This window comes from Nocardioides sp. NPDC057767 (assembly GCF_042798275.1).
GTDB lineage: Bacteria > Actinomycetota > Actinomycetes > Propionibacteriales > Nocardioidaceae > Nocardioides.
This window is the reverse complement of the sequence record NZ_JBHVKJ010000021.1, coordinates 66885-90353: the sequence shown is the minus strand read 5'-3', so window position 1 is coordinate 90353 and position 23469 is coordinate 66885. Positions and strand designations below refer to the sequence as shown.

The 23469-nt window shown below is 65.6% G+C and carries 25 protein-coding genes and 1 tRNA gene; 6 read left to right on the top strand and 20 right to left on the bottom strand.

Features of this window, described 5'->3' with window-relative positions; translation table 11 throughout:
• Positions 1–442 (top strand): hypothetical protein (locus ACFVDI_RS13110; protein WP_378905460.1); only part of this gene is annotated, 442 nt, incomplete at its 5' end.
• A 72-nt stretch (positions 443–514) separates the two neighbouring features.
• Here ACFVDI_RS13110 and tyrS read toward each other — a convergent pair.
• Positions 515–1786: a tyrosine--tRNA ligase gene (gene tyrS, locus ACFVDI_RS13105; RefSeq protein WP_378905457.1), complete on the bottom strand. Its 1272-nt coding sequence runs from the start codon at positions 1784–1786 to the stop codon at positions 515–517.
• A 133-nt stretch (positions 1787–1919) separates the two neighbouring features.
• On the opposite strand from tyrS, the gene ACFVDI_RS13100 reads away from it, so the two are divergent.
• Positions 1920–3380 carry a serine/threonine-protein kinase gene (locus tag ACFVDI_RS13100; protein ID WP_378905454.1) on the top strand — a complete coding sequence of 487 codons (1461 nt, stop codon included), beginning with the start codon at positions 1920–1922 and terminating at the stop codon, positions 3378–3380.
• A 5-nt stretch (positions 3381–3385) separates the two neighbouring features.
• Here the strand turns inward: ACFVDI_RS13100 and ACFVDI_RS13095 are convergent, their stop codons facing one another.
• The 13 genes from ACFVDI_RS13095 to ACFVDI_RS13035 form a co-directional block, all read right to left on the bottom strand.
• On the bottom strand, positions 3386–3721 hold the full coding sequence (locus ACFVDI_RS13095) for a gas vesicle protein K (protein ID WP_378905451.1): 336 nt from the start codon (positions 3719–3721) through the stop codon (positions 3386–3388).
• Positions 3718–4335 (bottom strand): GvpL/GvpF family gas vesicle protein, encoded by a 618-nt coding sequence (locus ACFVDI_RS13090; RefSeq protein WP_378905448.1) that lies wholly within the window; start codon positions 4333–4335, stop codon positions 3718–3720. The genes ACFVDI_RS13095 and ACFVDI_RS13090 overlap by 4 nt, the downstream gene beginning before the upstream one ends.
• Positions 4335–4532, bottom strand: coding sequence for a gas vesicle protein GvpJ (gene gvpJ, locus ACFVDI_RS13085; RefSeq protein WP_378905445.1), 198 nt, complete (start codon positions 4530–4532; stop codon positions 4335–4337). The genes ACFVDI_RS13090 and gvpJ (ACFVDI_RS13085) overlap by 1 nt, the downstream gene beginning before the upstream one ends.
• On the bottom strand, positions 4529–5326 hold the full coding sequence (locus ACFVDI_RS13080; protein WP_378905442.1) for a GvpL/GvpF family gas vesicle protein: 798 nt from the start codon (positions 5324–5326) through the stop codon (positions 4529–4531). The genes gvpJ (ACFVDI_RS13085) and ACFVDI_RS13080 overlap by 4 nt, the downstream gene beginning before the upstream one ends.
• A complete protein-coding gene (locus ACFVDI_RS13075; RefSeq protein WP_378905439.1) occupies positions 5313–5675 on the bottom strand; it encodes a gas vesicle protein in 363 nt (120 codons plus the stop codon). The genes ACFVDI_RS13080 and ACFVDI_RS13075 overlap by 14 nt, the downstream gene beginning before the upstream one ends.
• Entirely contained in the window at positions 5672–5935 is a 264-nt protein-coding gene (locus ACFVDI_RS13070) for a gas vesicle protein (protein WP_378905436.1), read from the bottom strand. Before ACFVDI_RS13070 ends, ACFVDI_RS13075 begins: the two co-directional genes overlap by 4 nt.
• Complete coding sequence (locus tag ACFVDI_RS13065) at positions 5928–6164, bottom strand: gas vesicle protein GvpG (protein WP_378905433.1); 237 nt, start codon at positions 6162–6164, stop codon at positions 5928–5930. Before ACFVDI_RS13065 ends, ACFVDI_RS13070 begins: the two co-directional genes overlap by 8 nt.
• Positions 6155–6904, bottom strand: a complete 750-nt coding sequence (locus tag ACFVDI_RS13060) for a GvpL/GvpF family gas vesicle protein (RefSeq protein ID WP_378905430.1) — start codon at positions 6902–6904, stop codon at positions 6155–6157. The genes ACFVDI_RS13065 and ACFVDI_RS13060 overlap by 10 nt, the downstream gene beginning before the upstream one ends.
• 2 nt (positions 6905–6906) lie before the next feature.
• Positions 6907–7371, bottom strand: a complete 465-nt coding sequence (gvpJ, locus tag ACFVDI_RS13055) for a gas vesicle protein GvpJ (RefSeq protein WP_378905425.1) — start codon at positions 7369–7371, stop codon at positions 6907–6909.
• Positions 7372–7374: 3 nt separating this feature from the next.
• Complete coding sequence (locus ACFVDI_RS13050) at positions 7375–7629, bottom strand: hypothetical protein (RefSeq protein WP_378905422.1); 255 nt, start codon at positions 7627–7629, stop codon at positions 7375–7377.
• A 2-nt stretch (positions 7630–7631) separates the two neighbouring features.
• Positions 7632–8894 (bottom strand): SRPBCC family protein, encoded by a 1263-nt coding sequence (locus ACFVDI_RS13045; RefSeq protein ID WP_378905419.1) that lies wholly within the window; start codon positions 8892–8894, stop codon positions 7632–7634.
• A 3-nt stretch (positions 8895–8897) separates the two neighbouring features.
• On the bottom strand, positions 8898–9536 hold the full coding sequence (locus ACFVDI_RS13040; protein ID WP_378905416.1) for a hypothetical protein: 639 nt from the start codon (positions 9534–9536) through the stop codon (positions 8898–8900).
• Between the two features lie 445 nt (positions 9537–9981).
• Entirely contained in the window at positions 9982–10854 is an 873-nt protein-coding gene (locus ACFVDI_RS13035) for a hypothetical protein (RefSeq protein WP_378905413.1), read from the bottom strand.
• Positions 10855–11407: 553 nt separating this feature from the next.
• On the opposite strand from ACFVDI_RS13035, the gene ACFVDI_RS13030 reads away from it, so the two are divergent.
• Both ACFVDI_RS13030 and ACFVDI_RS13025 read left to right on the top strand, forming a co-directional pair.
• Complete coding sequence (locus ACFVDI_RS13030) at positions 11408–11839, top strand: hypothetical protein (RefSeq protein ID WP_378905410.1); 432 nt, start codon at positions 11408–11410, stop codon at positions 11837–11839.
• A 306-nt stretch (positions 11840–12145) separates the two neighbouring features.
• Positions 12146–12343 (top strand): hypothetical protein, encoded by a 198-nt coding sequence (locus tag ACFVDI_RS13025; RefSeq protein WP_378905407.1) that lies wholly within the window; start codon positions 12146–12148, stop codon positions 12341–12343.
• A gap of 44 nt (positions 12344–12387) precedes the next feature.
• Here ACFVDI_RS13025 and ACFVDI_RS13020 read toward each other — a convergent pair whose 3' ends face one another.
• The 5 genes from ACFVDI_RS13020 to ACFVDI_RS13000 all read right to left on the bottom strand — a co-directional run bounded on the left by ACFVDI_RS13020 (position 12388) and on the right by ACFVDI_RS13000 (position 21257).
• A complete protein-coding gene (locus tag ACFVDI_RS13020; protein WP_378905404.1) occupies positions 12388–14178 on the bottom strand; it encodes a DUF262 domain-containing protein in 1791 nt (596 codons plus the stop codon).
• A complete protein-coding gene (locus ACFVDI_RS13015; RefSeq protein WP_378905401.1) occupies positions 14179–18939 on the bottom strand; it encodes a DEAD/DEAH box helicase in 4761 nt (1586 codons plus the stop codon).
• A gap of 432 nt (positions 18940–19371) precedes the next feature.
• Entirely contained in the window at positions 19372–19617 is a 246-nt protein-coding gene (locus tag ACFVDI_RS13010) for an NUDIX domain-containing protein (protein ID WP_378905398.1), read from the bottom strand.
• 433 nt (positions 19618–20050) lie between these two features.
• Positions 20051–20869: a hypothetical protein gene (locus ACFVDI_RS13005; protein ID WP_378905397.1), complete on the bottom strand. Its 819-nt coding sequence runs from the start codon at positions 20867–20869 to the stop codon at positions 20051–20053.
• A 13-nt stretch (positions 20870–20882) separates the two neighbouring features.
• Positions 20883–21257, bottom strand: coding sequence for a hypothetical protein (locus ACFVDI_RS13000; RefSeq protein WP_378905394.1), 375 nt, complete (start codon positions 21255–21257; stop codon positions 20883–20885).
• A gap of 955 nt (positions 21258–22212) precedes the next feature.
• On the opposite strand from ACFVDI_RS13000, the gene ACFVDI_RS12995 reads away from it, so the two are divergent.
• Together ACFVDI_RS12995 and ACFVDI_RS12990 are read left to right on the top strand one after the other, a co-directional pair.
• Complete coding sequence (locus ACFVDI_RS12995) at positions 22213–22335, top strand: hypothetical protein (RefSeq protein ID WP_378905391.1); 123 nt, start codon at positions 22213–22215, stop codon at positions 22333–22335.
• Between the two features lie 40 nt (positions 22336–22375).
• Positions 22376–22452 (top strand) — tRNA-Ile (locus tag ACFVDI_RS12990).
• Here the strand turns inward: ACFVDI_RS12990 and ACFVDI_RS12985 are convergent.
• On the bottom strand, positions 22447–23409 hold the full coding sequence (locus ACFVDI_RS12985; protein ID WP_378905388.1) for a GNAT family N-acetyltransferase: 963 nt from the start codon (positions 23407–23409) through the stop codon (positions 22447–22449). The two genes, ACFVDI_RS12990 and ACFVDI_RS12985, sit on opposite strands and share 6 nt — an antisense overlap.
• Positions 23410–23469: the final 60 nt, after the last annotated feature.

Sequence of the window (23469 nt, the reverse complement as noted above, 5' to 3'; positions counted from 1 at the left end):
TTATCAGAGCCACTCTCGCTTTTCCAACTCGGCGCTTTCGCGCTTTCCGCCGGATCAGCAGCTGTATCTCTGCTTTGTCTTTCCGGACTTTAGCGAGCCATTCTCACTTTCGCAATTCCGCGCTATCGCGCTTTCTTGCCTGAAAGTCAGAGACTTAATCGCCTCAGTCCTGGAGGACTTTATCGGATCTCGCTTTCAGCTCCAATTCCGCGATCAGACGCGTTTATCGGATAAAAGCAATATCCACACCCGCACAGCACAAGACAATCAATCAACGGTTCTTCGCGTCTCGATCGTCTGGTCCGAGGACCCGACAGAGGCTCTGAACCGAGCTGAAGCTCGAGAGTGTTGGCGGCCGACTCAGGGGCCGGAAACCCGCTCGAAGACTCGAGCTTGCTTCCCGCCGCACCCCGGCGACCAGATGAACATTACGCCTCGATGACGCGCTTGCCAAATCGAGGAACGCCCCGACGAAGGCGGTCACCTTCGCCGGGGCGTTCTCGCAGGTCAGAAGCTACTTGAGGCGTACGCCGGCGAACTTCTTCTTGCCCCTGCGCAGGACGACCCAGCCGTCACCGAGCAACTCTTTCTCGTCGAGCGCGCCCTCAACGTCCTCGACACGGACGTTGTTGACGTACGCACCGCCCTCGGAGATCGTCCGGCGGGCCTCCCCCTTGGAGGAGACGAGGCCGGCGGCGACGAAGAGGTCGACGTACGTCGGCAGCTCCTCACCACGCTCCACCTCGACGGCCCCGGCCTCCGTGATCGCGGCGGCCAGTGTCGTACTGCTCAGGGTCGCCAGGTCGCCGCCCCCGAAGAGCGCGGCCGCGGCCTGCTTGGCCTGCTCGGTCTCCCCTGCCCCGTGGACGAGGGTCGTCATGTGATCGGCGAGCGCCTTCTGAGCCACCCGCAGGAACGGCTTCTCCGCGTGCTGCGCCTCCAGGGTCTCGATCTCCTCGTGGGACAGGAAGGTGAAGACGCGCAGCATCTCCCCCACCTTGGCGTCCTCGACGTTGAGCCAGAACTGATGGAAGGCGTAGGGCGACATCATCGTCGGGTCGAGCCAGAGGGCGCCGCCCTCGGTCTTGCCGTACTTGGTGCCGTCGGCCTTCGTGATCAGCGGAGTGGTGAAGGCGTGGACGGTCTCGCCGGTGACCCGGCGGACCAGCTCGACGCCGCCGGTGATGTTCCCCCACTGGTCCGAGCCGCCGAACTGGAGACTGACCCCGTGCGTACGGAAGAGGTTCAGGTAATCCATGGACTGCAGGAGGATGTAGGAGAACTCGGTGTAGGAGATGCCGTCCTCGAGACGCTTCTTCACCGTGTCGCGGGCGAGCATCCGGTTGACCGGGAAGTGCTTGCCGATGTCACGCAGGAAGTCGATCACCGACAGCGACGCGGTCCAGTCGGCGTTGTTGACCATCGTCGCGGCGGTCTCGCCCTCGAAGGAGACGAAGCGCTCGATCTGGCTGCGCACCTTCCCGACCCATTCCTTCACGGTCTCGGGCGAGTTGAGGGTGCGCTCACCGGAGTCGCGCGGGTCGCCGATCATTCCGGTGGCGCCGCCGACGAGTACGTAGGGAGTGTGGCCGGCCTGCTGCAGGCGCATCGCCATGGTGATCTGGAGGAGGTTGCCCATGTGGAGGCTCGGCGCGGTGGGGTCGAACCCGATATAGAACCGCACGCTCCCGCCGGCCAGCGCTTCTCGGAGCGCGTCGCGGTCCGTCGAGTCGGCGATGAGGCCTCGCCACTCGAGGTCGTCGAGGAGGGTGGGATCGATGGACACGTGGTGCCTTTCTCAGATCGTTCTCAGATGGTGTTTCCGGGGCCCGGAACGGGTTGTCCCGGAAGCAAGGGTAGTAGGCGATACCCCCTAGAGTTGACCACTGGCCAACGCGTTGAGATTTGAGGGGACCTGGGTGATCGCAGGGAGGTACCGGCTCGAGAGGGAGCTCGGCCGGGGAGCGATGGGGGCCGTCTGGCTCGCCACCGACGACGTGCTGGGACGATCCGTCGCGCTCAAACAGCTGGTCGCGCTCGATGGGGTGTCCGATGCCGCGGTGGAACGCGAGGCACGGCTCGCCGCACGACTGGTCCACCCGAACGTCGTCGCCGTCTTCGACCTGGTGCGCGACGACGACAAGCCATGGCTGGTGATGGAGTACGTCGAGGGGAAGACCCTCGCCCACATGGTGCGCGACGACGGCGCCCTGCCCGTCGAGGACGCCGCGAGGCTGATCGGTCAGATCGCCTCCGCCCTGCGCGCCGCCCACGGCGCCGGCATCGTCCACCGAGACGTGAAGCCCGCCAACATCGTGGTCGGCCGCGCCGACCGTGCCAAGCTGACCGACTTCGGCATCGCCCGCGGCGTCGACTCTCAGACCACCCAGACCGGGCAGGTGACCGGTTCGCCGGCGTACCTGGCCCCCGAGATCGCCACCGGTGGCCGGGCAAGCCCGGCCAGCGACATGTGGTCGTTGGGCGCGACGCTCTTCCAGGCGCTGACCGGCGAGCCGCCCTACGGGATCGGCGACAACGCGCTGGCGACGCTGTACCGGGTCGTGCACGAGGACCCGCCGCGTACGCCGCTGGCCGGTCGGCTCGCGCCGCTGCTGGAGCACACCATGGCCTACGACCCGGCCGAGCGGTGGTCGGCCCAGGACGTCCTCGACTTCCTCGCGGGGCGGATCGCGGCCGAGAAGCTGGAGCCGGTGGCGATGCGTACGCAGACGCTCACCGCGGTCGCAGCGCCGGCTCCCGCGGAGGCCCCGGCACCCGCGCTGGCTTCGCGGCCGGCAGGAGCCGGCCGCCGCAGGTGGTGGCCGGTGGTCCTCATCGTGGCCACAGCAGTGGTGCTGCTGGTCGGCGGGGCGCTGTGGGCCAACCGTGAGGACGAGCCGACCGCGAAGCCGAAGAAGGTCGCCTCCGCCTCGCCGTTGTCGGAGGCCACCGACGAGAAGACCGAGGACGCCGCCGAGGAGGAGTCAGAGGAGCCGTCTGAGGAGCCGACACCTACCGAGACAGGCAGCGAGACCCCGAGCGAGAGCCCATCGGCGAGCGAGACCGCCGGGGCGAGCGCCGACGGCATCGACGCCTTCATCCGCAACTATCTCGCCACCGCCCCCGCGAATCCCGACAGCGCCTACAGCTCGATGCTGACCCCGGCGTTCCAGGCCAGCAGCGGCGGGCTCGAGGGCTATCGCGACTGGTGGGGCTCCGTCGCGAGCACCAGCGTCGTGTCGGTCTCCCCCAGCGTCGACCCGCTCAAGGTGACCTACACCTACAACTACACGATGAAGGACGGCCGCCAGGACGGCGGCACGGTGACGCTCGGGCTCGTCTATTCCGACGGACGCTACCTCATCGACAGCGAGGGCTGAGCCCGTCAGAGCAGCTTGCCCAGCGGACCCAGATCGATGTTGAGGTCCTCGGCGGTGAGCCCGAAGTGCTCCCGCAGCTCGGTCATCTTCTCGTCGAGCAGCATCAGGGTCTGTCCCAGTCGCTCGATGTCGTCGTCGCTCAGGCCGCCGGCATCCATGCGGCGGATCGCCTGCCGCTCCATCAGCTGCCGCAGCAGCTCCACCAGGGTGAGGACGAGCTGCACGAGTCCCTTCTCCACGGACTCGGGGTCGGCGTCGATGCGCCGGCTCAACGCCGAGGGCAGGTCGCGTTCGTCGTCGAGGTCCAGGGGCCACGGTGCAGAGTCGTCGGGACGGGTCACTCGCCGGCCTCCCGACAGAAGCTGAACGGTGGCCACGGGCCGGTGATCCTCACGCCCGGCCGGTTCACGGCCCAGTCCTGGATGGCCGTCCGCGCTGCCTCGACCTGCTCGTCGTGAACCAGCACCGAGAGCCGCGACTCCTGTGAGCGGACCGACCGCAGCGGTGTGATCTCGGAGGCGTACGGAGCGAGCAACGCATGCAGCTCGGCGATCTCGGCGTCGTGCTCCTTCACCTCCGTCGCGCGCCGGCGGAGATAGTCCGTCCCCGTCCGCTCGCCCCCTGCTCGGTCGGGCAGCGGGAGATGGACGATGCACTCGCTGCGTCCGGTGACGGCGGAGAGGCGGTCGGTCCACTCGGCCTCGTGCTCGGCGACGAGCTGGTCCAGCTCGTCGCCGTCGTTCACGACCGTGCCGAAGCGGATCGGCAGCACGGGGACGTACGACCACAGCTGGTGGAGGATGCGGCCGAAGCCGAGCAGCTCGCGCGTCGACTGCTCGGGTGGCCGCGTACGAGGTTCGGCGAAGACGGTCAGCCCGCCGCAACGGTGTGCTTCCAGCGGGGTATCGACCGCGTCGCCCTTGGTGTCTGCGGCGGCCACGGCGTAGAGGAGCATCACCAATGCCTCCCGGAATCAGGCGGCGAGACCTTGTGGGCGGGGGCGAGCACCAGGCGCAGGCCGAGGTAGACGAGGTCGACACCCGCGAGCGACAGCACGATGTCGCCGCCCACGACGACACCGCCGTCGATCAGACGGTCGACGAGGTCGACGAGCGACGTCTCGTCGAGGGCCGGAGAGTGCTCGAGCGTCACGACACCGTCCCGGTCAGATCGTCATCGCGCCGCTCCCCCGCGCCGACGAAGCTGTAGGGCGGCCACGGCCCACTCACCTCGACGCGCATGCCCGCGTCGACGACCAGCTGATTGTGATGCTCCTCCGCGACCCGGAGGAACCGCCGCTCCTTCTCACGTGGGACCAGGTAGGCGCTGTTGAGCAGCATCGGCTCCTCGCGGCCGGTCACGGCGCTGTCCAGCGGTGCCCTGACCACGCTCGCGACCGCCTCGCGAGCCAGCGCCTCCTGGGTGTTCGGCAGAAGGCGTTCGCGCCGTCCGCGTTGCTCGTCGCGCGCGTCCTGCTGGGACCGGCGTCGCTCGAGGTACTCCCGGCCGCTGCTGGGCGCGGGTGCCTGGGACTCGCGCGGAGCCGACGTCGGGAAGACCTGCAGCGACCACTCGACGCGTCCGCTCAGGAACCGCCAGACGCGTTCGAGGTGGGTGCGGCTCGACTCGAGCGCGGCGACCAGCGCCTCGTCGCTCGGGTAGATGCCGGGCAGCTGCAGCGGGAGCACGTCCCCGTGGTCGACCAGATCCTGGAGCACCTCGTGATGAGCCGAAGCGACGGGCGTGACCCAGCGGGTGTCCTCGCCGTGCTCCGCCCACGCGGCCTCGCCGAACGACTCCGCAGCAAGATCGCTGACGACCACGTCGAGGTCGTGGAAGCCGATGGTGCGCAGGTCCGCCTCGGCGATCCCGTGATCGGGCAGCGTCCGGGGCCTGTGCACGAGGCCGTACGCATGGACGACGGTGGTCGGGTCAGCGGCGCTCACGGCTCGACTCACCTTCCACGATCTGGCTCTGTTCGCCGACGCTGCGCTCGAGCGCCTCGAGGCGCCTGCGGAGGTCGAGCTCCTCGTCCTGCTTCTCATCGTCCGCGAGCGTGTTGACGAACGGGTCGCCCTCCCACCAGTTGATGCCCATCTCCCGGGCGCGGTCGACCGAGGCCACCATGAGCCTGATCTTGATGGTCAACAGCTCGATGTCGAGGAGCCTGACCTGGATGTCGCCGACGATGACGATGCCCTTGTCGAGCACGCGCTCGAGCACGTCGGCAAGGTTCTGGGGAGACGGTTGGGGCCGGTTGTTGACGAAGACCGGCGTACGCGGTGTCTCGGTCATCGGTCGTCCACCTGGGCTCGGAGGTAACGGTTGACGCGGCGGTAGCCGGTGATCTCACCGTCCTTGTCGACGGTGACCTCGTAGGAGGCGAGCACGTCGGTGGTCTCCGGGACTCGTTCGAGCTCGAGGATGTCCGCGGTGACGATCCAGCCGTCGTCGTCGCGACGGATCGCGGTCACGCCCTCGGCTGGACAGCCCACCAGCGCCTCGAGCTCCTCGAGCACGTGCTCGGCGATCGTCGACAGGGACGGGTCAGTCATGCCAGCCCCCGGCCATCAGTCGCTGCACGAGCTCCTCCTCGAGGGCGGCTGCCTGCTCGTCGGTCAGCTCACCCGCCTGGTGGCGGGCATCGACGTCGTCGAGCGCGGCCTGGACCGCGGCCGGGTCGTAGTACTGGCTCTCGGCCTCCTCGAGGATCTTCTCGCCGACCCAGATCACCCCGCGTACGGGCGCGATGGGCAGGGTGAGCAGCTGGCTGATCAGCCCCATGCGGGCACCTCCGACGACGCGGCATCGAGGAATGCGTACGGCGGCTGCGGGCCGACGTAGCGAACGGCCGCCAACGGCGCCAGGTCCTCGCGCAGGGTGGTCACCGTCGCATCGACCTCGCTCTGTCGGTCGCGTTCGACCAGCAGCGCGGCCTCGACGGCCTGCAGCGCTCCACGGGCCTCCCCGAGCGAGACGGCCCGGGCGACCGGGACCAGCTCGTCGACGACACGGTCGCCGACCTCGGCCCGCAGCATGTCCAGCGCACCGGCGATCGCCTCGCCCAGGCGCAGCTCGGACGAGGGCCGCTCCGCCGGGCCGGCGCGTTGTACGTGGTCGCGCAGGGCGACGAGATCCGGATCGCGCCGCAGCGCCTCCCGGAGGGCTTCCTCCTCGTTCAGGTCGACCGACACGCTGAGCTGAAGCAGGCCGTCGAACCGCTCCAGGAGCGAGCGGATCTCTCCGCCCCGGCTCTCGATCAGCTCGTGGCGTACGGTGTCGTCGTCCGGCATCTCGACACCGAACTGCATGGGCAGCACCGTCCCGACCGCAGCCATCGCCTCGAGGGCGTGGGCGTGCGCCATCAGGTCCGCGCGCATGACGCGCGAGTCGGCGTCCACGTCGCTGACGAGCACCCGAAGGCCATCGCCGTCGATGCGTCGCAGCGGACGTGCGGCTCGTCCCTTCCGGTCCGAGGGGATCGTGACCGAGGTGTCCGTGACTCCGTAGATGTGGACAGGCACGGTCAGTCCTCCTTCTCCTTGGTCTGTCTGGACGTGCTCTTCCGAGTGCGCCGAGCAGGCTGCTTGCGACCCTGACCTTCGTCCTCGTCGTCGTCCTTGTCGGCGTCCTTGCCGGAGTCCTCGTCGTCGCCGCCGAGAATGCTCCCCAGCTTTTCCTTGGCGCCTTCGATCGCGCCGGATGTCTTCCCCTTGGCCCCGGACTCGGTCACCCCCTCGATCAGCTCCGGGATGCCGTGCGTCTGGGTGTCGGTGAGGTCCAGCCGATTCGCCGCCTCGGCGAAGCGTAGGTAGGTGTCGACGCTGGCGATCACGATGCGTGCGTCGATCGTCAGCAGCTCGATGCCGACGAGCGAGACGCGCACATAGATGTCGATCACCAGACCCTTGTCGAGGATCGTGTCGATGACGTCGGCGAGGCTGCTCGGAGCCGGACGGTCGAGGTACCGGTTCTGCTGGGTGATGGTCATGACTCAGTCGCTTTCTGCCGGGGTGCCGGCGGGCACGGGTTGCTCGGCCCGCTTCAGTACGTGCCTGCGGATGTAGGCCCGGTTGGCGCCGAGCGACCTCGCCAGGCCGGATTTCCCGCACCCGACGAAGTAGCCGATGCACCAGTCGAGCTGCTGCAAGGCGTCCTCGGTGGCGGTCCGATAGCGATCGACCTCCACCATGAGCTCCTCGACGCTGCGCTCGAGCTCCTGGACACGGCGTTCGTCGTCCTCGGCCATGGTCAGGATGCCTTCGTGGAGGAGCCGGAGGACGACGTACGCCTGCTCGTGCTCTGCTTGCTGGCGCTCTGCTTCGCCGGGCGCCGCGTGGTCGTGGTCTTCTTGGCCGCCGGCTTCTTGGCAGCGGTCTTCTTCGCCGCTGTCTTCTTGGCTGCCGGCCTCTTGGCAGCGGTCTTCTTCGCGGTAGTCGTCTTCGTCTGCCGTCGAGCACCGGACGACCCGTTCCCGGAAGACCTGTTGCTGGAGGACCCCGACGTGCTGCCCGACGACTTCTCGGAGCTCCGGGAGCTGCTCGCCGTACGGGCCTTCGTCCTCCCGCTCTGCCCCCGACTCTTCTCGGAGCTGTTCTTCTGCCCGTTCTCCGAGTCCTCGCCGGAACCGTCGTCCACGACCTCCTTGTCATGGATCTCGCCCGTCCACCCCTCGATCTCGTCGCGGTGGAGAAGCGTGTGGTTGGCCACGTGACGCCGGAAGTGCTTCATCTCCAGGCGAACCCGGCGCCCCTGGGCCCGCCAGAGGTTCCCGGTGTGCTCGAAGAGGCCCTTGGGGTGATACTCGAGCGAGACGAGGATCCGGGTCAGGTTCGGCGCGAGCTCGTGGAAGGTGACCGCACCGTCGATGCGTCCCTTCTCGCTCTCGCTCTTCCAGACGATGTGCTCGTTCGGAACCTGGTCGAGGATGGTGGCCTTCCACGTGCGGTGGGACCAGAACACCTGGGCCTGCCAGGTCACGACCTGGTCGTCCTCCTGCGTGACGTTCTCGACCTTCTTCATGAACGACGGGAACTCCTCGAACTGGGTCCACTGCTCGTAGGCGACGTCCCGGCTGACGGGTACGTCGACCGTCTCGACGATGTTGGTCACCTTGAGCTTCTTGCCGGTGGGCTGCTCGCTCTTGTTGAGACCGCTCGAGACCTTGTCGACGGAGTCCTTGACCTGAGTCGCCGTGTCCTTGACCTGGGCGGCGGTGTTCTTCACCTTGCCGACCGGAGCCGTCACCTTGTCGACGGCCGCCTTCGCCCCAGCTTTCACGGTCGAGCCACCCTTGGATCCCTTCGCCCCTCTCATCGAAGGGACACCGTCGGCGATGCCGGTCAGTCGGTCGGTGAGCCCCTCGACGCCGCTGCCCAGCTTGCTCAGGCTCCGTTTCCCGAAGGCGCGGCCGAGGCCCAGGACCTCCTTGCGCAGCCGATCGACGGGGAGCTGCGACAGAAGGCTCGAGTCCTCCGTGCCGGAAGTCGCTTTCTTGCGTGTCTGCTCCGTCATGACTCAGGCACCTCCTGTCGGCGCACCTGCGCGCTGACGACGGGAGCTCCGCGCGCGCCGGCGCGGCTTCTCCTCTTCGTCGTCCTCGTCCTGCTGGTCCGCCTCGTCCTCGGGCTCGTCCTCGGGCTCTTCCTCGTCTTCGTACTCGTCTTCGGCCTCGTCCTCAGGCTCTTCCTCGGGCTCTTCCTCAGGCTCGTCTTCGTACTCGTCCTCAGGCTCCTCGCCCTCGTCCTCGTCTTCGGCTTCGTCTTCGTACTCGTCCTCGGGCTCCTCGTCCTCCGGAGCCTCGTCGGTCTCCTCGTCGACGTCCTGGTCGGCGTCCTCGTCGGATGACGAAGCGCCCCAGAGCGTGCTCCGCTCATGCAACCGATCGCTGAGCTTGTCGAGCTGGCTCGCTGCCGCGGCGACCGCGGCCGCCTTACCAGCCGTGACGAGCTTTCCGCTGACCTGCTGCCCGAGCTTCTGTACGTCCGACGACCCGCCAAGGCTCTGCGTACCGATCTTCAACAGCTCGAGGCTGCGGTCGCGGACGGCGCTGTTGCTGAGCGCCGACCCGACGATCACGGCGAGTCGAAGCTTCTTGAACCGCCCGAGCACGTAACCCGCCGCGACAGCGGTCCCCACTCGTGTGGTGACAGACATGTTGGTGCTCCCTCCTCGGGCGGCCCTCCAACCACCCACGTACCCTGGGAGGTACCCGATGCGCGGCGGGGCATACCTTTGGCAGCACGAATTCGCGATCCCGCGACGACACCGAAGGGGACGCGCAGGCGTCGGTACGTCGCCGGACGATCGCCGCCAACGACGAGGGTTGAGCGCGGGAACATGTCGGGTCCCGATAGGCTCCCCTGCGGGCCGTTAGCTCAGTCGGTCAGAGCAGCGGACTCATCATGCCGAAAGGCGCCGCCGAGACGCTCCTCGAGCGCACGCGGGGTCAGCGTCCCCGAGCAGTGTTTTCGCCGGTCAGAAGGCAATCGATTATGTCCAGATCGAGCACTTGTTCCACGTTCTTGCGAACATGTCCGCGTCCTACTCACGTACAAGAACATGGACTGCCTGGCGGCCGTCTGTGAGCAGCCCGTCGGGTCTACTTCTTCTCGACCTTGCTGAACCGGGCAATGAACTGCGGGTCCACTACTCCGAAGACCTCGGTCATGTTGCTGGTCTTGACACAGGACCCTGACTCACCCACGAAGGATCCTGAGATCGTTACCTTGTCGCCAGGAACGAGCTGCGTGAGAGTGTCGAAGAACGGTGATTCCTCGGGGATCAGAGTGTTGTCGCTCAGATCGGAGAAGGCGTTGTTCCAGGTCTGAACGTGGATATTGTCGTCGATGTCGACGGCGACGTAAGCCTTGCCCTCGCCGTTCGCTCCGACGTTCTTGACCTCGCCGACCCAGTCGACGAAGTTTCCATCTGGGAGGTCAGAACAGATGGCCCGGTTGCGCTTCTTGACGACTTGGGATTGCTGTAGGTCCGTAGCTGCCTGGTCGTAATCGTCCGACGCGGCCGTGACATGCTTGATAAACCTAGCCTCGCTGTCAGGCATGTTCAGCGGCTTCGGTTTCGGCTTCGACTTCGGCGTCGGAGTAGGCGACGGTTCGACGGCCGCGGCCGCTGTTGAGGAAGGATCTTTCGAGGGCGACGGGACGGCTTCCGAGGATTCTGCAGTAGTTGTGCTGTCAGCTGTCGGGGTCGACTCGTCATCGGACGGCGAGAACGCCGAGGCTGTCGAGCTCAGGCCGATGATGATGGCAAGGACAGCGACGCCGGCCGCCCACTGCTTGCGACCAGATGAGCCAGTCTTGAAGGCCTGGCTGGCAAAATATAGTGCGACCCCACCGAGCAGAAGGCCAAGGATCGGGATCCAGCTGAGCACGACCGCACCAATCGCCAACCCCAGCCACAGGTTTGGAGAAGACCCGGCAGGGCCGGCCGTTCCAAGCTGTTTCAGGTTCAACTGGCCAGAGTTAGGAGGCGGTGGGACAGGCTGGCCATAGCCAGGAGGCGGTGGCGGCGGGACGGCCTGACCAAAGCCAGGAGGCGGCGGCGGAACCGGGGCACTCGTGGGTTGCGAGTTGGATTCGTCTGGTGCGTATGGCCCCCAGGTTGTGCCGTCCCACCACCGTCGTTTCGTAGAGTCATGCGGATCCGGATACCAACCGGGCGTGCTGGTCGGGAGGTCGGCCACAAAGAACTCCTAGGTTTCACGATCGGCGTCGCCAAGAGACGGCAGGTTGGCCCTCTCGACGAATCGGACGACGACCCAGTCGAACTGCGGCCACATCGTCCTCTGGACCCGCCAATCCTCGGCGCGACGGCGCTAAGTCCGGGCGCCTTCATGGAGTGCGATACCGAGTTCTGGGTAGACGTCAGGTTCTACCTCAGGAGCGGCGGGTGACCAGCGCCTGGTGAAGAGCGGACCACATCTGCCGCATGCCTCCGGCGACTGTCCGGTGACGGTCATACGCTCGCCAGCGTTCATCGATTGACACCTAGGAGTCAACTCCACTTTGGACGCCAGTGCGCTCGTCGCCGCGCTCGATGCCACTTGGTCCGCCATCCAGCTCCGACACCCTAATGTGCCGGACGTCGTGGTGACCCTCGGCGCCGGCAGCATCGGCGTACCCGCCGGCGCCCTCAAGCTCGGACGCTTCGCGGCCGAGCGCTGGATCGCGTACGACACCAAGGACCCCGTCGGCCTGGCCAAGCTCTTCGTCGGCGGCGAAGGTCTCCGCCGCGGTGCTGAACCAGTGCTCGCAACGCTCCTCCACGAGGCGGCCCACGGCGTCGCTCACGTACGCGGCATCAAGGACACCAGCCGGCAGGGCCGCTACCACAACAACCGCTTCAAGCTCCTCGGCGAGGAACTCGGGCTCGCGATCACGGAGGCACCGACGATCGGCTGGTCCAGCATGGAGCTCGCCCCCGGGGACCGCGGTTGAGTACGTCGAGGAGATCGAGGCGCTCGCGTCGGCCATTGTCGCCTTCCGCAACACCGAGGACGCGGCTCCGGTCGGGCCGACTGGAGGCGGGAAGCGTGGTCCGTCAGGTGGAGGCGGTATCGGTGGTGGTTCGCGGCGTCCGAAGAACGGGCTTGTGCTTGTCTGCGAGTGCTCCCCCGGCCGCCGGATCCGAGCCTCGGCCGCGGTCGTGGAGCGCGGGCCGATCGTCTGTGGCGTGTGCAGCGCCGACTTCGTCGAAGCCTCGGCCGTGTAAGACTGTCGGTGGTCGGGGCCATGATGGGTTGCATGAGCGACTACATCATCGACGCATCGATCGACCGCGAGACTAACCGGGTCTGCGCCGTGACGGTCTCAACCCAGAGCGGGCAATACGTCGGGCGCTGGGAGCAGCCGTACGCCGACGTCACCGCCCATGCCCTCAACGACAAGGACGAGGTCCGCCGGATCGTTAACGAGGTACGTGCGATCCGCTTTCACCTCTAGCAGTCCGCGATCCCCAGGGCGTGCAGCGTCGGCCGCGAGCCCGATCAAAGAGCCCGGTAGTAGTCCCGAATAGCCGCCGCCATCATCTTGCGGCGTGCGACGAGAAACTCCGGATACGAACCCGCGGTCACCTCCGCGAAGTCGGCAGGAATGGCGTTCTCCACAAGGTTCTTGGCTAGGTCGTCAGTCTCTGTGATCTCGCCGAGCGCAAGCTCTCCGGTCTCGATCTGGGCGGCAACGATGCCCATGTAGGTCATCGGGGGCTTGTTGCTGATGCTGATGTTGATCGACGTCTCGGTGAGCGCGAAGTTGGCGACCTGGTTGTAGTCGCCCTGCTTCGGGAAGCCGTTCTTCTGCAGGTAGTCCTTGGGGACGATGTGGTGGATGTCGCCGGAGTTCTCCAGCATCGCTGCGACGGTGATCCCCTTCGAGAGGAACCCGCGTGCTCCCTTCGATACCTGCGCAGCCAGGTAGGTCTGGAAGTAGGGGCTCGTGGTCCGTGGAGTCTCAAGCGCGTTCGGCAGGGTGACCGACCAGAAGCCGTCGGTGAGCACGCCTTCCTCGACCTGCTTGAGGTAGTTTGCAGCGCCCTGCTCGGTGATGCGTCGGATGTCCTGCTCCCAGGTCGACTCGAAGCTTCCGGAGTGACGACCCGTCAGCGTCGAGAGCACAAACCAACGCTTCACGATGCGCTTACGCTCCCCTTCCACCATCCCAGGGTCCTGGCGGAGGCGGAGGTAGAGCGCGTACGCAAAGTTGAGCGCATTCTTCGACCGCACCATGTCCGGGGCGATGAAACCAGCCGACTTGATCGTCATCAGGAAGTTCTCGAAGTGATACTTGCTGACGATCTGTTTGAGCGCGGCCTCGAGCTTGTCGTACGCCCCAGGGATCCGGCTCTCGTCGATCTTGCGCGTCTCTGGATCGAGACCTGAGAGCTCGCTGACGATCGACGACGCCTTGCCGCGGTTGAACCCGACCAGGCCGGCGACACGGATCATGTCGCCGTACTCGGGGTCGTAGAGCTCGTCGGTCTCGTCCTTCAGCCAGGCGATCGACTTGAAGTAGTCAGTGGCCGCGAACTCGGTGTCGTTCTCTTTGATGTCGTCGTAGGCATGCGGTGCGACGGCAAGGTGGCAGAAGTAGTCGATCTGCTTGCGCAGGTTGCGCCCCCGGTCGCCGTACGTCGCGATCTTGCTCATCGCGAAGTCGGCGCTGCTCAGCGGGACGCCCTTTGAGTTGATCCGGACGAAGATCTCGGAGACCGTCTCGACGTCGAGGTCGTCGGCCAAGGAGATGATCCCCACTTGGGCCGTACGTAGCGCGGCCAGTCGCCCGATGGTGGCTTCGAAACGCTCTGGGTCGACCTCCGGATTCTTCTCCAGATACTTCTTCGCGAAGGTGAAGGTGCCGGCGCTGTTGAAGAACTCGCTGATGTCCGAGATCCACTGCGGATTCTTCTCGATCACAGGCGTGCGCGTCGCGAACTCCTCGGTGACCGGGTTGAAGGAGATGGTGATCCTGACCTTCTTGTAGTGCTTGTCGATCACCGGGAGCCCAGCCACGCCAGCCCGCAAGGCCGTGACGCGCTGCTGACCGTCGATCAGGATCTGCTGATAGGCAGCGACATCGCCGCCCTTCAGTTTGGCTCCCACCGACTGCCACGTGATGAGGTAGCCGACCGGGTAGCCCTTGTAGAGGGAGTCCATGAGGTCACGCACCTTGACGCTGTCCCACACGAACGGTCGTTGCAGCTCCGGGATCGCGATCCGGTCGGCCTTGACGTCGGCGAGCAGCTGCTCGACGGCGGTCTGCCTGACTTCGTACTTGGCCATCTACTTCTCATCTCCCGATTCGTTGATGATGTCGAGCGGCGGCAGCCCGTCGACAATCTTCATCGTCTCTAGGCTGACGGTGACGATCCGGGCGAGCAGGTCAAGGATGTAGCGCGGGTCGCCGACCTCGCGGGACCAGTCGTTGGGGTTGTTGACGATACCGGAGGCCTTGTCGGTCTTGATCCAGTAGCGGTCGATGATCCACTCGATCGCCGACCGACTGCCGATCATGTACCGATACGCCTCCTCCGGGATCCCCGACACCGTGATGCGGTCGTTGTACTTGATCGTCGACCGGTCCGCGACCAGTTTCCCGCCTACCCGCACCTTTGCGAAGGCCATCTTCTTGTCCTTGACCGCGAAGAAGTCGTACGGGTCCCCGGCTGCCTCCACGTCAAGACCGTCGAGCGGGTACGGCTCCACAGACTCGTACCCCAGGTGCAGTTCGCTCAGCCTCCGGCCGGCCTCCGCAAAGCTGGCGAAGTCCCGCACGAACGGGATCCGCGGCAGCATCTTCTTCAGGTCCGCCGCGTACGTCTCTCGGTACTCCGGGCTGTGCAGCAGCCCGTAGACGTAGAAGAAGACGTCGTCTTTCGTGATCGTCTCGGAGGCGTACGCCGTCCGGAACCGCGTCAGGGCCTCGTCGGTAATGTTGTCGATCTTGCGGTATCCATCGACCACCTCGTTTCCGAGGTCGAGCATGCCTGAGCCGTCGGTCTGCTCGTAGCGCCAACGAGGGAAGAACTGGCCGGGATTCCCGGCACCGGGGAAGACCAGATCAGGCACCGCGTCAATGGCAAGGGTGGTGAATGGCCCACCAGCACCTGTCCCGGTCACGTAAAAGCCGCAGTTCGCATGACCGGAAGGAAAGAAACTCGGCTGGAGGGACACGCTGTCGTTAAGAGCGCGCGCGAAGTAGAGGCGCTGCCTGAAGAACGGACGATACGCGCTCGTGACGATCGCTGAGCGGTCGAACGTGTGCCTTCTACCGCGTCCGTAGTCGTTTCGCAGCGCCCGACTCCAGCTGATCAACTGTTCGTCGGAGGACTCCACGCCGCTATCGACACAACGGTTGTAGGTGTCGATCAGGCGACGCATGTTGCCTGACACCGCGCGAGTGCTCGTTCCATACGCCCACGCGTCCCGATTAGTCTTCACGCCATCGCCGTACGTCACGAAGACAGCCGAAGCGGGAGTCTTCTTATCGCCGATTGGTGCGAAGGAGGGGAAGTCGTCGCGGCGCTGGTTGAGCCAGTCGCCGTGCTCGTTGGGCGCGATGTGAGTCACGGGTTCAAGCCCCGCGACTCCCCTGGCGGCAGCGACCTTGGCGAGCTTCTGCTCGGCTGTGAGGTAGTCGCCGATGTCGGTGTAGTGGATCGTGGCGGGACCGGTCTTGGCCGGGTCCTTGACGAGCACGGTGATGGCGACGGTGGCTCGGCTGCCCCCGCCGAAGACCTTGCCGCCCTCCTTGCGGGACTGCTCGCCGGCGGTGCGCTGGTTGCCGCGGAGGTTGTAGACGTAGATCGAGGAGAACTCCTCAGCGAGGGTCTTGCGCATGCCGTCGGCGGTGTTGGAGTCGAGGAAGCCGCCGTTGGTGACGTACGCGATCACACCGCGTTCCTGGATCCGGAGGGTGGCCCACTTGATGGCGCGGATGTAGGAGTCGTAGAGGGAGTTCTTGTTCGTGGCCCTCGACCGCTCGGCGTACGTCTTCCGGATCTCCGCGTCCAAGGACGGGTACTTCTCGTTGGCGTTGTTGTCGTTGGCGCTGTCCTGGCCGCTCGAGTAGGGCGGGTTTCCAACGATGACGGTGATGGGGAGGCCCTTGACGCGCTGGAGGCGGTCGTTGTTCTCGGCGAAGATTTCGAAGTCTGGGGTGTCGTCGGGCTCCCAGGACTGGAAGGTGTCGGTGAGCACGAGACCTGGGTACTCCTTGGTCTCGCCCGTGAGCTCGACGTAGGTCGTCTCGATGTTGACCGTGGCGATGTAGTAGGCCAGCAGGAGGATCTCGGAGGCGTGTAGTTCGGTGGCGTACTTGCGGGCGAGGTCGTGGGGCTCGATCAGGCCGGACTGGAGGAGCCGGACCATGAACGTACCGGTGCCGGTGAACGGATCAAGGATGTGGACGCCCTCATCGGTGAGTCCCTGGCCGAACTCCTGGCGGAGCACGCCGTCGGCGCTGCGGAGGATGAAGTCGACGATCTCGACCGGGGTGTAGACGATGCCGAGCTTGTCCACGGTGCGCTTGAACGCGGTAGCGAAGAACTTGTCGTATAGCTCGACCAGGATCCGCTGCTTGCCCTCTGCGTTGTCGACACCGGCGACCCGGCGGCGTACGGAATCGTAGAAGGCCTCGAGCGGGGCGTTCTCCGCGGCGAGCGGGTGCTCGTCGAGGCTGGCAAGCATCAGCTCCATGATCCGGGCGACCGGGTTCGTCTTGGCGAACTCGTACCCCTCGAAGAGGGCTTCGAAGATCGGACGGGTGATCAGGTGCTGGGAGAGCATGTCGATCGCATCGGTCTCAGTGATCGATTCGTTGAGCGAGCCACGCAGACCAGCTAGGAAGGCGCCGAACTCCTTGGCCTGGTTCGATTCCTTGTCGGCGAGCAGGCCCTTGATCCGAACGACATGCTTCTGCGCGATGTCGGTGACGTCCTTGGCCCACGTGTCCCAGTACTTCCGCTCGCCGACCTTCTGGACGATCCGGGCGTACATCGCGTCACGGAAGCCCTCGAAGCCGAAGTCGAAGGCCATCTGCTCCGAGCCGGCACCCTCCTTTCCCCGACTTTCAGCGTCCTGACCTGGGGTGACGTTGTCGATGACCATCCGGTCCGAGCGCTTCTTGTTCAGCTCGATCTGGTTGATCATGGCGTGGAAGCGGTCGTCGTGGGACCGCAGCGCCTGGAGCACCTGCCACACGACCTTGTAACGCTCGTTGTCCTTCAGAGCCACCTCCGGGGCCACACCGGCGGGGACCACGATCGGGAGCACGATGTAGCCGAGCTCCTTGCCCGGCGCCTTTCGCATCACCCGGCCGACGGACTGGACCACATCGACCTGCGAACCACGTGGCGTGAGGAAGAGGACAGCATCAAGGGCGGGGACATCAACGCCCTCGGACAGACACCGTGCGTTGGTCAGGATCCGACAGACGTCGTTAGGGCTCTCGTCCTTGAGCCAGGACAGGTGCCCGTTGCGCTCATGGATGCCCATCGTGCCGTCGACGTGCCGAGCCTCCACGTGAACTGCGGCGCGTCCGCCAGCTTCGTCCTGGAGCGCGCGGTCGACCAGGATCGGGAAGCTGCTGGCCGCGAGCTGGGAGGTCTTGATGTCCTTCGCGAACGCGACCGCGGTCTTCATCGGCGTTAGATCGACGTCTTCAGTATCGTCTCGGCGGAAGTGCTTGGACAGACCGTTCCAGCAGCCGATCAGCTTCGCGGCGTCGTCGAGCTTGATCTCGCCGGACTGGGCCATCGCCTGCTGGAAGTTCTCGGCGACGTACTGCTCGTCGACGGCCAGCACCAGGACCTTGTAGTCCGTCAGCAGATCGGCCTCGACCGCGTCGCCGAAACCGAGCCGGTGCAGCTCGGGGCCGAAGAGGCTCTCGTCGTTCATGTCAGCGAGGATCGCCTCGGACTCCTGGGCCTTACGGCGTACTTCCTCACCAAAGACGCGTGGCGTCGCAGTCATATAGAGCCGCTTCTTCGCCGCGACCACCTGATTGTCGTGGACCTTGACGAAGGCAGAGTCGTCGCCACCGGCGAGCGTTACCCCGGTCGTCCGGTGCGCCTCGTCACAGATGACCAGGTCGAACTCCCCCAGCCCCTTCCTCTGCGCCCCGGCGATCACATCGATCGACTGGTAGGTCGAGAAGACGACCGTCATCCGCTCCTTTGCGTGCTTGCCGACGCCGAGCCGAGCGATCAGGGTGTCGGCGTCGGTCGTGGCAGGCTCGGTCAGGTCGATCGTCGACATGTCAGCGTCATCCGTGCTGGTCTTGCGACCGACTCGTACGTCGGAGCAGACCGCCAACGGACGGATGCCTACCTCGGCGTTAGCCATCCACTCACGCAGGGTCTGGGAGAGCAGCTGGATGCTCGGGACGAGGAAGAGAACGGACTGGCCAGCCCCGGCCAGGTGCTCGGCAATCTTCAGGCTGGTGAAAGTCTTGCCGGTTCCGCAGGCCATGACGAGCTTTCCGCGGTCGTAGGTCTGCAGCCCCTTGAAGACGTCCTCGAGAGCACGCTCCTGGTGTGGCCGTAGGACCTTCTTTCCAGTGGGTACGACGACCTCAGGGGTCTCCCAGCGAAACTGCTCCCAGTCGATCGCAGCATCGTCGAGGTAGGTGATGTCCACACGCTGAACCACGCCCTGAACCTCGGCTTCAACGTTGTGCGACCACCCGCCCGCCGTATCGAAGACGTAGCGCTGGGTGAAGCCGAAGTCCGGTCGCATCGAAGCGGCGAGAAACGAGTCGATGTCGCTCTTGGCGACCTTCTTCCCAGCCTCGTAGAACTTGCACTGGATCGCCGAGAAACCGTCTAGGTCCCTGTTCTTCGCGACCAGGTCGACGCCGATATCCGCGACCCCATGGCGTTCGGGCCACTCCGGCCACAGCCACACGTCAGAGAACCGAGCAGCCCACTCCGGATCAGTCTTCAGGTACGCCTTGATCAGCCGCTCGAACTTGTCGCCCTTGTCGCGCTCGTCCAGCGCTGTGGCGCGCAGTTCCCCGAGTACCTCGTTTATCGTCACGGACACGCGAGCGATGATCCGGACGATCACGCTCCGCAGTGTGCGTTGTACAGAGGGTCATCGCCCATCTTGGGTAGGCATGACGGCCAAGGACCCGATCCCGCAACCACCACTGCCGAACACATTCTCTATCGTGGTGGCGTGAGTACGATCCCCGAACTAGCTGCGAAGGACTCGCGATTTCGTCCACCGAGGCACTGCTTTGTTCGGTTCGGCCACACTTGGTGCTCCGCAATCCTGCTCGAATGGCGGCCGAAGCGTGATCACGGCGGTGTCTCAGAAAGGGAGGCCTCGTCATCTGCGCCAGTCATACCCCAGCCACGGGGCACTGGGATGTCGGGCGAGGCTGGATGCACGGCGACCTGATCGAACCCGCGGACTAGAGCTCGGCGGAACGAGACCGGCATCAAACCTTCGGCTCGCCCGCAGCGGGTACTACTACCGTCCTGGATGCCAGGTCGCGCTCCAATGGTCGCAGAGGAGCCTCACTGTTGTCCGGTGTCGTCCGTAGCGGGTCACAGCCCGGGCCTTCCGCTGACGAGCGACCCAAGCCACGTCGCCCAGGGCTGGTTTCTCTTTGACCTCACGCTCGCACGCACCGATGGGCGCCTCACCTGGTTCGACGTACCCGCTAGGGATCTCCCCACCGACGCGCGTACCCCAATTTTGGTAGGCCCGAGTCACGAAGGCACCACAGTCGGCGAGACCGCGCTAGCGTAATTTACGCGCTGTGTCCCTTGGCTTGGGTCTGGCTGGTGGTTCGAGTCCATCGCTGGAGTCGCGATTGTGGCACTTCTCATTGCTGCGCCTCTTTTCTCTCACTACATCACCGGCCTCAAGAACCGGTTCTCGAGAAAAGAAGAAATTGCGGCGAAGGGATGGATGTTTATGACGAAGGTCATTGAGTTGGTAGGTCTGACTTTTAACAACATTGGTTGCGGCCTAGTAGGAGGGTTCCTGGCCCTGACCAAGGGACACAGCGCTAACGCGTCTTAGAGTATCTAGGCAAACGGATCCGGCGCCGCGCACCATGCCGAGCATTTACACCCCGCTCACTCAACATTCGTAAGGCCGCCGAGAGAATGCGCCTGAGGTTTCCTAGGATCGTCGAGTCACCTCACACATCATGGTCCACCCCGAGTGATCGTTCCTCGTCGCCATGGGCAACCGGGGTTGCTCTCATCCTTGCTCCGTCGACAACACGGATCGCGAGTTCTGCGACTGCTTCGTCTCGGCGCTCAGCGCTCTGAATCTGCTCAACCAACCGTTCAGCAGACAGGTAACGCCACGCCTCCGCGGCTTGTTCAAAGTACGCGCGCAGTTGACGGGACGCGAGCACGTAGGACCGCATGAAGGTCGCACCGATGTAGCCGCTCAAAGCAGTCGTCAGCGCGCCGAGACCGCCGGCCGCAAGCGCGCCAGTGAGTGACGTTGCACTCGCCGCGATCACTGCGCATGCAACGGCAGCGACCAGCCCCAATGCAGCGGCGGCGATCCCAAAGAAGAAGCTTCGCTTCGACTGTTCCATCGCGAGCTCATGGTAGAAGTCGAGGCGGGTATGCGACGCTCGCCAGATCGCGGCGAATCCTTCCTCCGCAACAACCTGGGCGTCGGCCTCGGCGATCTGGTCACGCGCCCGTTCTATGAGCAACCTTTGCTCGGCGCTCATCGTCAGCCTGGTCAGTACAAAGAGCCCGCAGGCGAGACCGAGAGCGATCCCTAGAGTCACTGCGCCGCGTAGGTTAGGCACCCCCGTCTCCTCGGTGCCGATGAACTCTCCAATCGGTTCTTCCGGCTCGAACCCCCCACCGGACCAGATCGCAACAACTACGCCCACAGCTATCACCACGGCAGCTCCGAGCACTACCGACACAGTCGCCTTCGACGGCTTGGCCTCAGCTGTGATCTCCTCGGGAATGCCCGAATCTCGACGCACCGGCGCAACCCACCTAGGACGACTCAACAACCGACGGCCAGCGCACAGTTGGAACGATGGAGTCTGGAACGATGGAGTCATCGAACGCTTGCCACGAGTGAGAAGTGCGCGGCCCGAAGACGACGAAGTCGCCGTCACGCTTCATCTCCTGGTCACCGTCGGGGAGGCGTACCGCGAAGTGGCCGCGGAGGAGCATCACCATGGTCGTGCGGACCTCCTCCGCGGCGACGGTCCATTCGTGGCGCTCTTCGCCTGCCTGGTGCGTGCCCCACTTGATCTCGACGTCGGTGGAATGGAGAGGGCTGGTCTCGGGGTCGATGAAGTGTCCGATGAGCCAGCCGCGGCGCTCTGCACCGTCGTCGTACGCGTTGCCGGTCGCGGTCGTCACTGGGTGAATCCAATCTCGAAGTGGGGCAGCGTTACGCGCTTGGGGTGCGGCTCGTGGAGACGTCTCAGACCTAGCACGTAGACGAAGAGGCCTTCGTCCGACCAGGCCGGGTTGCGAGCGAGGGATCGAAGGCCGGCCTCATCCTAGGAGGAGACGAGGGTGATCCGCTCAGACTCCCAGTTGCTCTCGACGTCACCTCCGCAACGGTGCCAGAAACCCTCGTCGTGCACTGCGACAAGACACGGAAATTCATAGTTTCCAGTGAGAAGGTTTAAGCCGAAGCCGGTGCACTCCATAGACCAGCCGGCAGGGCTGGTTTCGGTCAGGTAGCGTATCGGGCCGGTAAGGAGATCCGAGCGCATCGGGTCGACGGTCCGGCGGTGTCGAGAGTGGTGTCGACCTCGGGCTTGCCGAAGAGTTCCTCCTCGAGCTCCCTCGCGAGCGACGTTCCGACGCTGACGTCCCAGGTGGGTTCCGATGTCGGCTCGTGGAAGCACTTCGGTATGAGGCGAGCCGCCGTGACGCGTTGTGCACCTTTGCGCCACGTTCCTGGATCAGGAGGGCGAAGTCGGCCGGGCGTGCGCCCTGCGCCCGCCGTGCGAAGGCTGTCAGGGCGGGGGCGCCGCCCATGCAGTTGCGCGAGCCCGGGTCGAGCCCCGAGTCGACGGTCGGCATCATCAGGTCGCGCAGCGGGAGCGCCGCTCCCCCAGTCTGAACGGCCGCGAGTGTCTCGGCCTCGAGGAGATCGACCGTAAGCGCGTACTGGGCGAATGACCCGTTCGCGAAGAACGTCCGCACTCCGTCCGGCCGCGACTCCCAGCAAGTCATTCGGTAGAGCTGGAAGCGTTCACCGAGGACGAGCAGAAGTCGCCGCGAGCACGCCGGGCGTACGACCTGCGGCACGCCGCCGTCTCGAACTGGCTCGCGGGCCGGCACCCCACCGCCGCTCGCGGCCATGTGGTCGGGCCACAGCGTGTCGGTCCTGCTGACGGTGTACGCCCACGCCGTCGACGGCCAGGAGGAGGCTGCGCGCAAGCGGATCGAGCAGGCGCTCCCCGATGACGACGAAGCCACGTAGTGCGTGCGTAGTCTCCGCGTCGTGCCGCTAGGATCTGCCCGGGCCGTTAGCTCAGTCGGTTAGAGCAGAGGACTCATAATCCTTGGGTCGCGGGTTCGAGCCCCGCACGGCCTACCAACGATCGGTGCGCTGGACCTCGTGCATGAGCTCGATCTTGCGGAAGCCGAACTGCCGGTTGATGCGCTGCATCACGTCGTTGGACGGGTCGGTCCAGGTGTGGATGCTGGTGCGTTCGGGGTGGTCGCGCTGGACGGCGGCGAGGGTGGCGACCTTGAGGGCCAGGCCGAGCTTGTGGCCACGGTGGGCGGACTTGACGAAGGTGTCGTCCTGGATGGCCTCGTTGCTGCCGTGGGCCAGGAAGATGACCGAGTAGCCGACCAGCTCGCCGGTGAGGATCTCGCGGGCAGCGGCGGTGATGCGGTCGTAGGAGCGGGCGGTGCTCTTCTCCGCCGAACGGATGCGGTCGGCGGTGTGGGCGACCATGTCCTCCTGGGACTTGCCGGGCATCTCCTTGCCCATCTGGTTGCGCAGGCCGACGAACTGAGCCAGGAGGTCCTCGGGGGTGCGGTCCTCCCACATCAGGATCTCGTAGCCGAGCACGTTGAAGGGCTTGTGCGGCAGCGGGAGGTCGGCGGCGAGGTGGTCCTCGCGGCGTACGGACTTGAAGCCGAGTGCCCGCGCGAAGGCCAGGGACGACTTCGGAGGGATGGTCACCTCGGCGGTCGTCAGGGTGCGGCCGTTGGTGCGGCGTACGTCATCGGCGGCTCGCCACAGCTCGGTGCCGACCCCGCGCCAGCGGTGCACGGGAAGGACATGGATCCCGAGCTCGACGACGTGGCTGCGCTCCTCCTCGGGGAGATCGAGCTCGGCGATGCCGATGGTCTCGCCCTGCTCCTTCGCGGCGAGCAGGACCCGGCGGCCGTGGTCGTGCGGCATTCGCACCGAGTTGGCCAGCGCCTCGTAGGTGCGATGTGACGCGTAGGGTCGGTCGAAGGCCATCGATGCCGCCTCCACGGCGTACCAAGCCTTCAGAGCGGTGTCATCGTGGACGTCAACGGGGGCGATCACAGACACGGGCTCTATCTAACCGTGTCGAGCAGCGTCGCGGGAAGTGAGGTCCCCCAGCAAGCGTTG

Coding starts and splice junctions, on each gene's coding strand:
- ACFVDI_RS12995 (WP_378905391.1), top strand. CDS start 22,213: ATGTGGTCGGGCCACAGCGTGTCGGTCCTGCTGACGGTGTACGCCCAC.
- ACFVDI_RS13040 (WP_378905416.1), bottom strand. CDS start 9,536: ATGTCTGTCACCACACGAGTGGGGACCGCTGTCGCGGCGGGTTACGTG.
- ACFVDI_RS13050 (WP_378905422.1), bottom strand. CDS start 7,629: ATGGCCGAGGACGACGAACGCCGTGTCCAGGAGCTCGAGCGCAGCGTC.
- ACFVDI_RS13025 (WP_378905407.1), top strand. CDS start 12,146: ATGAGCGACTACATCATCGACGCATCGATCGACCGCGAGACTAACCGG.
- ACFVDI_RS13045 (WP_378905419.1), bottom strand. CDS start 8,894: ATGACGGAGCAGACACGCAAGAAAGCGACTTCCGGCACGGAGGACTCG.
- ACFVDI_RS13090 (WP_378905448.1), bottom strand. CDS start 4,335: ATGCTCCTCTACGCCGTGGCCGCCGCAGACACCAAGGGCGACGCGGTC.
- gvpJ (WP_378905425.1), bottom strand. CDS start 7,371: ATGACCATCACCCAGCAGAACCGGTACCTCGACCGTCCGGCTCCGAGC.
- ACFVDI_RS13075 (WP_378905439.1), bottom strand. CDS start 5,675: ATGACCGAGACACCGCGTACGCCGGTCTTCGTCAACAACCGGCCCCAA.
- ACFVDI_RS13065 (WP_378905433.1), bottom strand. CDS start 6,164: ATGGGGCTGATCAGCCAGCTGCTCACCCTGCCCATCGCGCCCGTACGC.
- ACFVDI_RS13070 (WP_378905436.1), bottom strand. CDS start 5,935: ATGACTGACCCGTCCCTGTCGACGATCGCCGAGCACGTGCTCGAGGAG.
- ACFVDI_RS13020 (WP_378905404.1), bottom strand. CDS start 14,178: ATGGCCAAGTACGAAGTCAGGCAGACCGCCGTCGAGCAGCTGCTCGCC.